This is a genomic window from Brachyspira pilosicoli, from assembly GCF_036997485.1.
GTDB classification, from domain to species: domain Bacteria; phylum Spirochaetota; class Brachyspiria; order Brachyspirales; family Brachyspiraceae; genus Brachyspira; species Brachyspira pilosicoli_C.
In genome coordinates, this window is record NZ_JAWLPU010000007.1 from 14,653 (window position 1) to 29,885 (window position 15,233).

Here is a 15,233-nt window from a genome sequence, read left to right on the forward strand (position 1 = left end):
TTATGCAATAAAAAACCTACACTGCAATTTTATATTGCAATGTAGGTTGTAATTTTTGGTTTTTTGTATTAATATAAATAAATATGCAATCGTAGCATTGAATATTAGGTCTGGTCTGGTCTGGTCTGGTCTGGTCTGGTATAAAGTTTTTGTAATAAAATTAAGTTTTATGTTTTTAGATAATGATTGCAGTTCATCAGACATTACTTTATTTCTATCATCAAATTCATTAAGTTTAGCATTATTTATTAAGTCTTCTGATACATAATTATTTGCTGCTATATTAGTAAATCCGTCTAAACCAGCAATATTTACCTCTTTTATTTCTAATTTTATTAATAATTTTAATAACATCAATGCTGCATTATCGAACATCTGTGATTCATTTACATAATCATTATAATTTAATATAATTTCTTTATCATTAGAATTATCTATTGTATTTTTTATATTTGAAGTTATTATATACGGAATATTTATATTATCAATATTTTCAAATCTTTTTTTATTAGTAATAAAAATAATATCAGACTCAAAATCTTTAGGTATAAAGTTAATAGATATTATTAATGGATTATTTTTATCTATAAAATTATATATATTGTTTTTTTCATGTATTAAAGATTGCCCTGGTGCTAATAATAAAAGCTTTTTATTTGATAATAATTTCTTTATTTTTATTAGATTATCAGAATCATCTATATAATGTTTTTGATGATTTAAATATAATTCTTTTATTAACTCTTTATTAAATATAGCTCTTTGATTTTTAGGTATATCACTAATTATTTTGTTAATTGAATTAATATTTAAACTTTGCATATTAATTAAATATGATGCATAATTAGGATGACATTTATTAATAGCAGCTAAATAATACGGAACTGAATATCCCCAAGGAGTTCTATTAAAAATTTTATTTAAATGTTTATCTATAATATTTAATATAGGTAATATATTATAGTTTTTGTTATAATTTTCATTTAAATATTGAGTGAGAAGTTCAGTATTTAAATTACCAGCTCCTCTACCCATACCAAATACAGAAGAATCTATTATTAAATTTCTGTTATGATGCAATTTTAATAATGCCAAAGCATTAGAAAATGATAACTGTAAATTGTTATGAGAGTGAAAACATATAGATATATCTTTTTCTAAATTATTATCAATTAAGAAAAATAATCTTATAATATCCTTTTCATGTAATACACCATTTGTATCAACAATTGAAAATCCAAAGGGCTTTAAATTATTAATTTTGTCTATTAGTGATAATAATTCATAATCTGAATAAGTATCTATATTTGTTGGATTAGCAAATATTTCATATCCTTTATTTTTTATTTCTTTTAAAAATAATATAGCTTCATCGATTTCATTTTTTTTAAAAGTAACTCTTATAATATCTAATATAGATTTTTGAGATATACTATTAATTGGATATTTTCCATATACTATCATTGAAGATAATTTTGAATTCTTATTTAATGATACAAAATCTTTTAATTTATTAATATCATTAAATAATGTTTGGTTTTTATTATATTTAATATTATTTTGTAGAAATCCTATTTCTATATAATCTATATTAGCATTTATTAAATTATATATAATATCTTTTATGGTATTTTCTCCAAATAGCCAGTTATTAATATAACCGCCATCTCTTAAAGTACAATCAAGTATTTTTATATTTTTCATATTATTCCATTATTTTTTATTATATTAATAATATTATCTAAATCTTTTTGAGTATCTACAGAAAAAGATTCTGCTGATACCATGATTCCTTTTATTTTTTTACCATTTTCTAAAAATCTATATTCATCTATGTCTTCAATATTTTCTATATTTCCTCTTTTTGTGTTACGACAAAATTCCAAAGCAGATTTACTAAAACATTGTATTCCTACAAATTTTTTATAAACAAAATTTGTATCAGACTTTGGGTATGGTATAGGTGTTCTAGCCATATACATGAAATAATTACTCATATCTGTAACAACCTTTATTTTAGAAGTATCCACTATTTCAAATTGCCTTTTTATTGTAGTCATAGCATTTGCTACATAAAATTCTTTTTTATTTATATTATTTGGTATTAGTTTTTCTATATTCTTTGCTTCTATAATAGGTTCATCTCCATTTACATTTATGTAAAAGTCAGCGTTAACAATACTTGCAAATTCACTTAACCTATCCAAATGAGTTTTATGTTCTGTACTTGTCATAACAGATTTTATATTATATTGACTACAAATATTTGTTATTCTTTCATCGTCTGTTGCAACATAAACTTCATCTAATTTTTTTACTTTTATTACATTTTGATAAACCCACCATATCATAGGTTTCCCGCATATGTCTGCCAATGGTTTTCCCGGAAACCTAGTTGATTTATACCTTGCCGGTATTACTCCAATTATTTTCATAAGCACTTCCTTATATTATAAATGTATAAGGTATAAATGAAAATAATATATATTATTACTGTATTATACCCCACTCCAGAGCGTTGTTCTGGAATGTGTATGTTATTTTTATTTAATTTCTTTTTATAGATAAATTCTGAAAACTCAAAATCTATTTCATTATCTATATCAATACTCTCTATACTATCAGTTATATATAAATATGGATTATATCCTATAATATCCATTCTTTTTAGCATTAAATTTCTCGGTATAATACTTATTGCATGATTTAATGCTACTATATCAGGTAAATCCTGACTTCTTGGTTTTTTATCTGGATCATAATTAATAGGTTTTCTATTAAACCACATAAATTCTTTTATTAAATTTACAGTTATTAGAGAATCATATTTATTATTGAAAGTTTTATATAAATTAAAACAGTTAATTATAGTTCCATCTTCTATTAATGGATTAGTAACGTCTGTAAATATTATTAAATCACAATTTATGTTAGAGTCCATATTTTTATATACTTTATTCATGCAAACTTCATCAGAAGCATAGTATTCATTTCTTTTTATTGTTTCTACTCCCATATTTTTAGCTATTTTTAGCATTTCTTCAGAATTCGAATTAACAACTATCCCATCAATTTCTTTGATTCTTTTTAATTGGTTAATTTTTATTTCTAATAATGAACTTCCTGCAAATGGGCGTATATTTTTATTTTTTACTCTCATTGAGCCTGATCTCACAGGTATTAAAGCTTTGATAATCATAAAATTTCACCAATTTTTAACTATTATATAATATTTAGTTCATTACCATTTTCATCAATATATACACCATCTTTTGTATATATATCTTTGTTAAATAATCCTTTAAGACCTATAGGATTTATTGAAATTATTTCTGTATGCGGATAAAAAACATCTTTAAAGGTTTTTAATTTTTCCCAGCCAGTATACATTATATTATAATTTAAATCATTTTTGGAATTATAGAAATATCCTGTTTGACTAGTATCACATCCAACTAAATATACTTTACTTGGATTTGTCCATAATATAAATTGCATAGCTGCCATAGCAATACTATAGGAACCATATAATGGGACGGAACATATATCATATTCAAATTCATATAATTTATAATCAAATGTATCATTTAATACATATCTTTTAGCATTAATATCTATGCAATCTTGTTCAGAAATTTGACCTTTGAAATCATTCATTCCATAAACACCGCAAAAAATTTCTATTTTTAGTTCCTTATTTACTTTTAAATATTCTATAACATCTTTGAGTCTATTATCTCTATTATCCTGAATAAAAAAATAATTTGGTATTATTTTATCATAAAATAAAGCTTTATTAACTGATAAATATTTTTTATTTTTTAATGGTATAAAATCATTTAGTGTTTTACCTGCACCAATCAATACAACTTCCTTACCTTGATTAATATTTTTATATCCTTGAAAAGTTTTAGTATTTATATTAATGGCCATATTTAATAATACATTAAAGTATCTTTGCCTATTGGCTAATATTATTAAATCTTTAATTTGATTATTTTGATTAATATATTGTTGTATTAAATCAGTGATTTGGTTATTTTGATTAATAGAATGCTGCGTTATTGAATTTATAATATTTATATTTTCAACTATATTACTAAAAAAATTTCTTACAGCATTTCTTTTATTTTTAAAAGGTATAAACCATACTACTTTATTTATTAAATCTATTTGCTCTTGTGTCATATGAAAAACTCCATATAAACGATTTTATTATTATATTTTATAAAAGTCAAATATATAGTCTTTATTTTCCTAATAAAAAATTGAAATTATTAGGTATAACTTCTTTATGATTAATAGTTATCTTTATTGAGTTAAAGATTTTATAAATTGTTTGATGTTTTCCGCTAACAGAATATTGATTAGTTATAGATAATATTTTATCTGATATTAAATTTTTATTTGAGGTTCCTCCTACATAGAATAAATAATTAATTTGTTCTTTATTAGAGACCCTATTTAAGTGGTTAACTATTAAATTAATATCATAATTATTTTTTATTATTTGCATAATAGATTTAAAATCAGAAATTGGTACTTTTTCATATTTGCCCTCTAATGTGCCTTTCTTTAAGAAAGGAAATCCATTTTTTATTAAAAATAATGGATCTGAATAAAGAGTTTCTATATTAGAAGCCCCTAAATATATTGAATACAATTCTATATTATGATCTAGTATTAACTTAGATAATCCTATTTCATATTTTCTAATAATATCAAATTTATCATTTTCTTTTTTTATAGAACACATAAAATTATCAAAGTAATCTGATAAAAATATATTTTTAGAAATAGTTGTAAAAAATAATGCTATATTATCATTATTAGCCATCATTTTATGCGTGGTCATATATACACCAGAAAAATCATGTTTAAGCATTTTATCTATTATATTGTTTAAATCACAAAATGGTCCATAACAAGAATCATTACAAATTAATATATAATCATATTTTTCAAATAAATGTTGTTCTTTAGCATATAAATAAGCTCTTTTATAGGAACCAAAATCATATTCTCCATGTGGTGTACATATTGTAGTTATACAATAATCAGAAATTTTTTTTAATTCTTTATCATCAAAATAACAATTTGAGGCATATATTATATCAGAAATTTTTTTTAATTCTTTAATATAATAAATTACGTATTCATCTATAATATTATATTTATCATATCCAGCAAATAATGTAAGTATTTTTTTCATTTAGTTACCCTTAATTATTTTTTTATGGTTATTTTTATACCTAATAATTGAATTTTGATATATTTATTATCAATATCTATACTAAACAAAGAAAAGTTATTTATTGCTAATAATGAAAAAGATATATTATTATATTCTGGATTATTATGTTCTTGATTATTATATTCTATTTTTTTGAGATTTAAAAATTGTTTATAAACAGTGTGCAATTCATCACTACTATGTAATATATTAGAGAATTTTGATATATCCATATCATCTAAATTATTTATAAAAATATTAGTTAGTGTAACAAGACTATAACAATCAAAATCTACAGAATAGTTTTTAAAAATGGAGAGTAAATCTTCTGAGAATAATATTTCTCCATAACTAATATCTTTATAAATTTCTGCTCTAACTTTTTCATATTTATTATCTGAAAAATAAAATTTTCCATTCTCATCTAAATATTGTAATGGTAATTCTGGAGCAGTTATTAAAAATTCTAATATATCATAATATTCAAAAAATACATTAAGCATTTTTTGATAAGCTTTACACCAGAAGTCGTCTCTATCTTCAGAGTTAATACACCAATATAATCCTAATATATCAGCATTAGGGAATATTTTTTTTAATAATTTCATAGAATTAAAAGCAAATCCAGCAGTATCAAACATTGCTATTTTATTAGATGAAATATTAAAGTTATTAATATACTTAGTATATTTCTCAAGTATTTTATCAGATAAGTCATTTAATATATCTTCGTTATTGATTAAGAATGTTATTTTATCATCAATATCGTCAAATTGTTCCGGCAGCATACTTAAAAATTGAGGACTTATTTTTTTAAATATTTCTATAAATAAATCAATTCTTTCTATCCACCATGAAGTAGGATTTTTATAACATTTACAAATTTCTAGATTGATAGATCTAGATGAATATAAATAATATGTATTAATATTATATTTATTATCATTAATTAAATTAAATATTTTTTCTATAGTATATCCATCTCTTGCTATAAATAATACATCTTTTATATTTTCTTTTATAACTTCATTATATACAAATTTTGATAAACCATAACATAATGCCCCACCAAGATAATATCCCAAATATTTCCAATAATCTTTTGGTAATTCATTAAAAATGAACCTTTTTACAATGATACCAACTATAATTCCTGTTGTAAAATCATATTTATTAGTATTAAAAAATATTTCCATTTTTTTATTAGATAAAAGAAATTGATCTAATGGTTTTATGTAATTGTAAGCATTAATACCTAAAGAAATAGGTATATTATAATCAGAATGAATATTATCTCCTATATGAAATATATTATTATATTCTATATTTAATTCTTCTTTTATATGATGAAATAAGAGTCCTTCGCCTTTTGATTTTTTTATTTCCCCTGAAACATATATTTTATCATATCCCGTATAACCATTCTTTTTTAAAATAGAATCCAGTATTTTAGAAGAATAATACATATCACTGACTATTATAATTTTTTTATTTAAATTTTTTACATAATCAAATACACATTTCATTTCAGGATTGGCATATAATGTGTCAATTTCTAATTGAAGTTCTTTTTCTTTTAAAAAGAAAAAACGTTGAGGTAAAAAATTATATATATCATCATAATCAGCATTATTAATATTTTTCCTATTTATTAAGTTAATTATAGCGTTATCTCTGCTATGAGTAAATCCTACAGTTCCATATATATTTTCTAAATGCTGAAAAACGTTTCTAGGTTCAGCATATGGTCTCAATAATAAAGTATCAAATATATCAAATGATATTACATCATGTTTATTTATTAATGTTTTTAATGATTCTAATATTGTATACATATTAATCCTTTATTACTTTTTTATAGTTATATTTATACCAAGAAAATTTATTTTTATATATTTGTAATTACCAGTTATACTAAATAATGAAAATTTATTTATTATAAGTAATGAAAAATATATGATTTCTTTATCATTTTGCAATTCTTTAATTTTAGTATTTTTTTGAGTTAAAGAATAAAAATCTATATTAGAAGTACGTTCTATATTTTTTTTAATCATATTAATATCATAAGAGTATTTAACTAAATCAATAATTTCATTTAAATTATCTGGAGTAAATGAAAATACTGTTGGATTTAATAATATACTTCTTTTTAAGAAAGGAAAACCTAATTTAATAATTTCTTTTGCATCATGAAAAGGAAAGTTAGAATCATTTTCTGTTTTTATAGATAATGAGTCAAAATATCCGCCTATTTTATAATTATGTTTTTGAAAAAATTTTGTTAATCCTGTTTCATAATGTATAATTAGATCTAATTTATCATGAAGTTTTGTTATTGAATACATAAAAAATGTAAAATCTTCAGATAAGAAAACTTCTTTTTTTATTGAAACAAAGTATCCCTGCAAATGTGAAAGATTTACAAAGTCATAAAAACAATAAAACATAGACCATGCATCTAAATTTTTAAGTTCCATTGTTTCTACTATATGTTTTAAATCATAAAATGGACCATAAATAGAATCATTAACCAATATTAAATAATCATAATTAAATAATAACTTAGATATTCTAGAATATCTAAATCCTCTTTTATATGACCCCCAATCTGATTCTCCATGGGGTTCACATATTGTTGCTATACAATAATTTGATATTTTACTTAATTCTTTTTCATTAAAATAACAATTAGATACATAAATAATATCAGCTATTTTTTTTAATTCTTTAATAAAGTATACTACATAATCATCTATTATATTATCTTTATCATAACCCGCCAATATAACCAGTCTTTTTATTTCTTTATCAGCCATATGTTTCCTCATTTTTATATACTCTCAAGCCATTTATCTATAGAAAGATAATTTTTAAAATTAAGTTTATCTAATAATATAGAATTATCTCCAACTATAATTTTAGGTTCATTAGTATTTAGTTGTTTAAGTTCTAATAAATCTATTTTATCAAACTTTTTAGCTATTGTTAAAGCTATTTCTTCTAATGAAATAGCTTTTCCACTACATAAATTAACTATACCATTAATATTAGAATTTATTAATAAAGCGATTATTTTAGCAATATCACCAGCAAATATATAATCTTTTTTTAATTGAGAATAATTTATAAAAACTTTTTGATTATTTTTTAATGAATTAATTATATAAGGAAATAATCTATTTTCATTTTCATTATTACCATAAGTATAAAATATTCTCCCCCAACAAAAATTAATATTATGTTTATTACAATATAATTCTGATAATTCTCTTAAATAATTTTTGCATTTAGCGTATATAGTAATAGGTTCTAATGAATCATTTTCTTTTAATGGAGTATCTTTAAATTTATATTCGAAACAAGTTCCTACAAACAAAGCTTTTTTTCCGCCATTATCTTTAAAATATTTAAGCATATTAATAGATGATGCTAATAAATTAAAGTTATTATCAGAATCTAAATAACCTTTTTTTGTGTCCCAAGCTAAATGTATGAGATATTCAGCCTTAATAGATTTAAATAAATCTTCTAATTCTGTAGAATTATTGATATTAATTTTTATATAGTTTAATTTGTTATACTTAATATCTTTAGTACTTAAGCCATAAACATCGAAACCTAATTCTTTTAAAGGTTCGGTAATATATTGTCCAATTAAACCATTTATTCCTGTAACTATAACTTTCTTCATAATTAAATTTTATTTTATACATAGATTTGGTATAGCTGTAATAAATTTAGCATTCCAATCTCTTATATAACTTAATTGTTCCATAATTTCTTCTTCTATATTCCAAGGAAGTATTAATACATAATCTGGTTTATATATCTTTATATTATCCTCTGAAACTATTGGTATATGGCTCAAAGGCATATACTTATTCTGTTTATGAGGTGAAGCATCAACGACAAAATTTATTAAATCAGATCTAATACCACAATAATTAAGTAATGTATTACCTTTAGCAGCTGCTCCGTAAGCAACAACTTTTTTATTATCTTTTTTAGCTTTTAATAGAAATTCTAATAAATCAAATTTAATTTTTTTTACTTTAGAATCGAAGTTAGTATATCCGCTTATATTATTTAAATTATATTTCATCTCATTTTCTATTACATTATTGACATTATCGCTTATTTCTATAGAATTATTTTTATGTGATACAAATATTCTTAAACTTCCGCCATGTGTTTTTAATTCTTCAACATCATATATTTTTAAATCAAAAGATTCAAAAATAGTTTTTACTGTTATTAAAGATAAATATGAAAAGTGTTCATGATATATAGTATCAAATTGATTTTTATTAATAAGATTTAACAAATGAGGAAATTCAAAAGTAGCAGTACCATTTTCTTTTAATAAATTTTTTACACCCTTAACAAAGTCATTAATATCAGGAACATGTGCTAAAACATTATTTCCTAATATTAAATCAGATTTTTCTAGTTTTTTAGATAATTCATAACCAAAGAAATCTTCTATAACATTAATCCCTTTTTCCCTAGCAACACTAGCAGTAGAATGTGTAGGTTCTATACCTACACATGGGATATTATTTTCTTTAAAATATTGCAACAAATATCCATCATTACTTGCTATTTCTGTAACTAATGAATTTGAAGTCAAATTAAGCTTTGGAATCATGTATTCTACATATCTTTTAGCATGTTCTAACCATGAACGTGAATATGAACTAAAATAAGCATAATTGGAATTAAAAATTTCATTACTTTTTTTATATTCATCTATTTGTACTAAAAAACATTTATCACATACATATATTTTTAATGGATATAATATTTCTGGATAATTTAATTCTTCTTTAGTTAGATATGAGTTAGAAGGAGGAGAATTATATAAATTAATAAATTCACATTTTAATTCTTTTTGACAATGACGACATTTCATACTTATATCTCCAATTTATTTTTTATTAAATAAAGACATATTTTTATCTTTATCACTAATAATAACATTTTCTAAATTTGGCCATCTTATATTAAAGAATGGATCAAGCCAATTAAATCCGCTAGAAGCTTCAGCAACAAAAGAAGCTCCCATAAAATAACAAACCATTGTATTATCTTCAAGTGTTTGAAAACCATGTGCTACATAAGGAGGAATATAAAGCATCTTACAATTATTCTCTGAAAGCTCTACTGAATAATATTGTCCAAATGTAGGAGAATCTTTTCTTATATCTGCAATTACATCAAAAATTTTACCTTTTAAACATCTTACTACTTTAATTTCTGCATAAGGAAATTTTTGATAATGCATTCCTCTTATGGTATATTTTTGTTTATTATAACTTAGACTAGATTGTTTTACTTCAAAGTCTATACCTAATTTTTTTAATTCATCATTACAAAATAGTCTTAAAAAATATCCTCTTTCATCTTCTATATAGTTATTTTGTATAATATAGGCTTCATCTATATTAGTTTTCTCTATAAACATTTTTAAATTCCTATATAATTTCTTATTTGTTTTTCTGTAATATTAATAATATCACTTTTATTCAAATATTCTTTATACCAAATAGCTGTTTGATGTATTGCTTCTTCTGTATTAAATCTTTCATTCCAATTTAATTCTTTTCTAGCTAAAGAAGAATCTAACCTCAACATACCCATTTCTTTTTTACTAGTATTTTGAATATTAATAGTATAACTTCCTTTACCTATATCTTTTATAAATTGTTTTGTTATATATTCAACAGTAAATTTATCTCCCTCATCTATTGGGGAAAAATTATAACTTTCTGATATATTCTTATTGTTTGCTGCATTATACGCTAATAAAATATATCCATAAATAACATCTAAAACATGTTGCCAAGGCCTAACGCTATTAGGATTTCTAAGTTCTACTGAAATATTTTTTTCTATTGATCTTATTATATCTGGAATAATTCTATTATCAGCAAAATCACCCCCACCTATAACATTTCCTGCCCTTGCACTTACTATATTAGTATTCTTAAAAAATGATTTTCTATAACTTTTTATTGCTATTTCTGCACAAGTTTTAGATGCTGAATAAGGATCATAACCACCTAAAGAATCTGTTTCTCTATATGCCCAAACCCATTCTTTATTATCATAAACTTTATCTGTTGTTATTATAACAACAGATTCTATATTATTTAAATTTTTTATAGTTTCCATTATATTAATCGTACCTATAACATTTGTTTCAAATGTATATATTGGCCTATTATAACTTTCTATAACCAAAGGTTGAGCTGCTAGGTGAAATATTATATCAGGATTTATTTTATCTACTATTTTTTTTAAATTATCAAAATTTCTTATATCTTCTATATACGAATTCATTTCATTATCTAAATTAATTAAATTATATAAAGATAATTTGCTTTGCTGTAATGATATACCATATACTTTTGAACCTAAAGTTATTAATAATTTTGAAAACCAAGAACCTTTAAAACCAGTATGTCCTGTTATTAATATTTTTTTATTTTTAAAATAATTAACTATATTTTTCATTACCATTTTTTCCATAAAGCATCTCCTTTTGACCACATATCTTCTAATATACTTTTATCTCTTTGCGTATCCATACATTGCCAAAAACCATCATGTTTAAATGCCATTAGTTCCTTATCTTTTGACAAATTCTTAAGAGGCTTTTGTTCAAATATTGTAGAATCATCTTCTAAATAATTAAATATTTTATTATTTAACACAAAAAACCCCCCATTGATATATGTATTATCACCTTTTGGTTTCTCTATAAAATCTGTAATTAAATTTTCTTTATTTATATTTATAGCACCCCATCTAGCTGGAGGAAATACAGCTAACATAGTTGCTATTTTTCCGTGTTTTTTATGAAATTCTATTTCATCTTTTATGTTGGCATTGCAAAGACCATCACCATAAGTCATACAAAAAGTATTTTCATCTTTTAGTAGATGTTGAACTCTTTTTAATCTACCACCTGTCATAGAATGTTCACCTGTATCTATTAAATCTATGACCCATTTTTCCATATCTTTATGATTTTGTTTTTTCATAAATTCAGAAGTATTGTTTGAAAAATCTATTTTCATATCATATAAATGTCTTCTGTAATTATCAAAAAATTCTTTTATCATATATCCTTTATATCCTAATAAAATAACAAATTCATTTATTCCATAAAATGAATAATATTTCATTATATGCCATATAATAGGACGTCCCCCTATTTCTACTAATGGTTTTGGTCTTATATATGTTTCCTCACCAAGTCTTGTACCAAGACCACCTGCTAATATAACAAGTTTCATATCTTTTCCTTTTTTATATTAAATTATAATTTTTCATGTATTCAAAAACTATTTGTCTTATTCCGCTTGATAATGCAAGACCTTTTTCATTTTTAAAATAATTTTCTAATATTTTTTTATGTTCTTCACTTATCTTTATAACTATGGTACTTTCTAATTTTTTATTAGTATAATTCTTTTTATCACTGTCTTTAAATAAATTTGAATTTTGAACTTGTTCTAATAAAGTATTATTTGCTTTGTTAATTGGCATTCCTATGCTCCTATTAAATCAATTGCTATTTTATTTAATTCTTCTATTGTATTACTTTTTGGGTAATACTGATATATAGTTTGATTGTATTTTTGGCTATCAGCTATTTTCCTATCTTGCCTTACTTTATATATATTATATTTTTTTAAATTCTGTAAAATATTTAAATATTGTTTATGAGTTTCAAATGACTTGTTAATTAAATTAATTATTATTTTATCATATTTTATTTTTTTCCTATATGATTTATTTATTTTTTGAAGTTCATTATAAAATAATTCTATACCGTCAAATGAAAAGTATTCAGGCGTTATAGGAGTTATAACTTCGTTTATTGATAATAAAATACATCGTTCTAATTGGCTTATTGAAGGACTTAAATCATATATAGCATACTCAAATCCTAATTTTTGTAATTCTGTATTTAAATCTTCGAATATAAATGGTTCCTGAAAGAGTTTTGTTTCTGCATAGTTTTTTAAAGAACTATCTTTTGGTTTTGTAGGTATGATATATAGATTTTCTTTTATTTTTTTTATAGCATTTTGTAAAGGTAATCCTTGTAAACATTCAGATAATTCATGATCTATATTTTCTTTTAAAAACCAATTACTTGAATTGGCTTGTATATCACAATCTATTAATATAGTTTTTTTAGTTTCTGATATTTTATATGCTATGTTTCCTGATAGTGTTGTTTTTCCTACTCCACCTTTTAGTATATGAAAAGCTATAGATTTTATCATTTTATTCCTTGATAATATTTTGTTATAATTTTGTAATACTTTATATAAAAAAAATAATACACTTTTATCATATTTTTATCAAGTTTAAAATTTTTTATTATTAAGAATATTTAAAATAAAATAGGAAAATGTTTCAAAATAGACTATTATATATTAAAATATGTTTCAAAATAGACTACTGCACGTTTCAAAATAGACTACTGCACGTTTCAAAATAGACTACTATTTTTTATATACGTTTCAAAATAGACTACTATGTATTAAAAGGTGATAGTTTTGTATTTATTGTTTTTTAATTTTTTAATATATGAGGTGTATATAAATAATATTATATTTATTATATAATATATAATATTATTATAAATATATAATATAAATATATAATATTATTATAATAATATTATATATTTATTATGCTTTGACAAAATTTGAATTCTTTGATATATTATTCTAAAGGTTGGATTATAGTATGAATAGAACTATATCAAAAAATAAATTTATTAATAATCCTATTAATGCTCCTAGATTAATAGCTAAAGCTGAAACTTTTACAAAATATGATATTTCGCAAGCCCAAAAATTAGAAATAGAAAAAAAGTTAGGTATTTTAAAAGATGAATATTTTAACTTAAATGGGGCATATCCGTATGTAATAGATTTTATAAATTATATGTGTACTTTTTATAAAGATGATAAATATATACATAGAAAAAACAATAATTTAGAGACTCATTATTTAATATATACTTCTAAGAATAGTTTTTTTGATGCTACTTTAGGAGAATTTCAAGAACAGAGAAAAATATTAGAAGTAGATGTATATAGAACACTTAACAGAATAGATAAAGACGGCATGCCTGTGAAACCAAAAATATATCCATTAAATGCAACACATTCTATACATACAGATGCTATAAGATTTAGCATAATAAATAAAGATACTAATGATCAAATACAAAATTTAAAAAATATTAATGGTGAAGTCTATTATTATGCTATTGAATTTTTAAAACCTATTTGGAATTGTTTATTTGGTGCTAAAGGAACTGAAGGTTATATTAGAATACCGTCTCAATTGCAGGCAAAAATTGTTCATAGTATTAACAAATATAAAGATAACCCTAAATTCACCAAATATGGTAATTTTGGAAAATCTATAAATTATAGACAGTTATTTTTATATTTATGTCTTCATGATAATGGAAAAAGCGATGAGATAGAATACGATTTTAAAGATATAATAAAAAAATGTTTTAGACAGAATACTCAATCAAGAGGAGATAATGTTTTTTTGAAAGATAAGTCTAAAGCATATAATTTTATTAAAAAAGGTTTAGAATTATTTAATCAAATGGGACAAGACGGACTTATAGATAAAATTAATGTTTTACCTTATGCTTTAAAAATAAAAAATGATAGTATATTGGTATCATTACATAGGGATAAAGCAAGCTTACCTAATTTTGAAGTCTTAAACTAAGTATTACATTGTTATAACAATGTAATACTTTATCATAATAATATATAATATTGTTGTAGTTTTATAACAATATTATTATATATTGTAGTATTTAGAAAATAAAATCGTCAATACTCTCTTCGCTATAATTTTCTTCATCATTATTTATTTTATTTATCTTATATGTATATATATTATTATTTTCAGAAAAATTGTTGAATCTATAACCTTCTCTTAG

15 protein-coding genes are annotated in these 15,233 nt (G+C 22.0%); 1 reads left to right on the top strand and 14 read right to left on the bottom strand.

What is annotated here, in order from left to right:
- From R4I97_RS11945 to R4I97_RS12010, 14 genes are all read right to left on the bottom strand, one after another.
- Nucleotides 1–1,704, bottom strand: a complete 1,704-nt coding sequence (locus R4I97_RS11945; protein ID WP_335785262.1) for an aldolase catalytic domain-containing protein — start codon at nt 1,702–1,704, stop codon at nt 1–3.
- Nucleotides 1,701–2,435 carry a 3-deoxy-manno-octulosonate cytidylyltransferase gene (locus R4I97_RS11950; RefSeq protein WP_335785263.1) on the bottom strand — a complete coding sequence of 245 codons (735 nt, stop codon included), beginning with the start codon at nt 2,433–2,435 and terminating at the stop codon, nt 1,701–1,703. The genes R4I97_RS11945 and R4I97_RS11950 overlap by 4 nt, the downstream gene beginning before the upstream one ends.
- Nucleotides 2,432–3,199, bottom strand: coding sequence for an acylneuraminate cytidylyltransferase family protein (locus R4I97_RS11955; RefSeq protein ID WP_335785264.1), 768 nt, complete (start codon nt 3,197–3,199; stop codon nt 2,432–2,434). The genes R4I97_RS11950 and R4I97_RS11955 overlap by 4 nt, the downstream gene beginning before the upstream one ends.
- Before the next feature lie 23 nt (nt 3,200–3,222).
- Nucleotides 3,223–4,188: a hypothetical protein gene (locus tag R4I97_RS11960; RefSeq protein WP_335785265.1), complete on the bottom strand. Its 966-nt coding sequence runs from the start codon at nt 4,186–4,188 to the stop codon at nt 3,223–3,225.
- 61 nt (nt 4,189–4,249) lie between these two features.
- Nucleotides 4,250–5,212, bottom strand: a complete 963-nt coding sequence (locus R4I97_RS11965; protein ID WP_335785266.1) for a rhamnan synthesis F family protein — start codon at nt 5,210–5,212, stop codon at nt 4,250–4,252.
- Nucleotides 5,213–5,226: 14 nt separating this feature from the next.
- The gene (locus R4I97_RS11970; protein ID WP_335785267.1) at nt 5,227–7,068 is read right to left on the bottom strand and encodes an HAD-IA family hydrolase; all 1,842 of its coding nucleotides are present in this window, start codon (nt 7,066–7,068) and stop codon (nt 5,227–5,229) included.
- Nucleotides 7,069–7,080: 12 nt separating this feature from the next.
- Nucleotides 7,081–8,052 (bottom strand): rhamnan synthesis F family protein, encoded by a 972-nt coding sequence (locus R4I97_RS11975; RefSeq protein WP_335785268.1) that lies wholly within the window; start codon nt 8,050–8,052, stop codon nt 7,081–7,083.
- Between the two features lie 14 nt (nt 8,053–8,066).
- On the bottom strand, nt 8,067–8,927 hold the full coding sequence (locus R4I97_RS11980) for an NAD-dependent epimerase/dehydratase family protein (protein WP_335785269.1): 861 nt from the start codon (nt 8,925–8,927) through the stop codon (nt 8,067–8,069).
- A 9-nt stretch (nt 8,928–8,936) separates the two neighbouring features.
- Entirely contained in the window at nt 8,937–10,148 is a 1,212-nt protein-coding gene (locus tag R4I97_RS11985; RefSeq protein WP_335785270.1) for a class I SAM-dependent methyltransferase, read from the bottom strand.
- Between the two features lie 15 nt (nt 10,149–10,163).
- Complete coding sequence (locus R4I97_RS11990) at nt 10,164–10,700, bottom strand: dTDP-4-dehydrorhamnose 3,5-epimerase family protein (protein WP_335785271.1); 537 nt, start codon at nt 10,698–10,700, stop codon at nt 10,164–10,166.
- A gap of 2 nt (nt 10,701–10,702) precedes the next feature.
- Complete coding sequence (gene rfbG, locus R4I97_RS11995) at nt 10,703–11,767, bottom strand: CDP-glucose 4,6-dehydratase (protein WP_335785272.1); 1,065 nt, start codon at nt 11,765–11,767, stop codon at nt 10,703–10,705.
- Nucleotides 11,752–12,537 carry a glucose-1-phosphate cytidylyltransferase gene (gene rfbF, locus R4I97_RS12000; RefSeq protein WP_335785273.1) on the bottom strand — a complete coding sequence of 262 codons (786 nt, stop codon included), beginning with the start codon at nt 12,535–12,537 and terminating at the stop codon, nt 11,752–11,754. Before rfbF ends, rfbG begins: the two co-directional genes overlap by 16 nt.
- A gap of 13 nt (nt 12,538–12,550) precedes the next feature.
- Nucleotides 12,551–12,790, bottom strand: a complete 240-nt coding sequence (locus R4I97_RS12005; RefSeq protein WP_335785274.1) for a hypothetical protein — start codon at nt 12,788–12,790, stop codon at nt 12,551–12,553.
- A 2-nt stretch (nt 12,791–12,792) separates the two neighbouring features.
- The gene (locus R4I97_RS12010; RefSeq protein ID WP_335785275.1) at nt 12,793–13,536 is read right to left on the bottom strand and encodes a ParA family protein; all 744 of its coding nucleotides are present in this window, start codon (nt 13,534–13,536) and stop codon (nt 12,793–12,795) included.
- A gap of 469 nt (nt 13,537–14,005) precedes the next feature.
- Between R4I97_RS12010 and R4I97_RS12015 the strand changes: the two genes are divergently transcribed.
- Nucleotides 14,006–15,016, top strand: coding sequence for a hypothetical protein (locus R4I97_RS12015; protein ID WP_335785276.1), 1,011 nt, complete (start codon nt 14,006–14,008; stop codon nt 15,014–15,016).
- Nucleotides 15,017–15,233: the final 217 nt, after the last annotated feature.